Origin of the sequence: Pseudomonas sp. 51_B, assembly GCF_017491595.1 — a bacterium.
GTDB classification, from domain to species: domain Bacteria; phylum Pseudomonadota; class Gammaproteobacteria; order Pseudomonadales; family Pseudomonadaceae; genus Aquipseudomonas; species Aquipseudomonas promysalinigenes.
This window is the reverse complement of the sequence record NZ_JAFGYW010000601.1, coordinates 1-241: the sequence shown is the minus strand read 5'-3', so window position 1 is coordinate 241 and position 241 is coordinate 1. Positions and strand designations below refer to the sequence as shown.

1 protein-coding gene is annotated in these 241 nt (G+C 59.3%); it reads right to left on the bottom strand.

Annotation, left to right across the window (positions count from 1 at the left end; all coding sequences use genetic code 11):
* A partial coding sequence (locus J5M56_RS26365) for an amino acid permease (protein ID WP_207938232.1) occupies positions 1 to 241 on the bottom strand: 241 nt, incomplete at both ends.

Genomic DNA, 241 nt, shown 5'->3' with positions numbered 1-241 from the left:
ACCAGAAAATGCACGGCCCACAGCAGCACGGAGGCGCAAGCGATGGCAACCGGCGTATTGCCCTGGCCAAATACTGGAAAGTAGAAGCCCAGGGTGCTGAACAGCAGCACGAAGTAGCCGACATTCCCTAGCCAGGCGCTGATCCAGTACCCCCATGCTGATGAGAAACCCATGTAATCGCCGAAGCCTGCCTTGGCATAGGCATACACACCGCCGTCCAGGTCGGGCTTGCGGTTGGCCA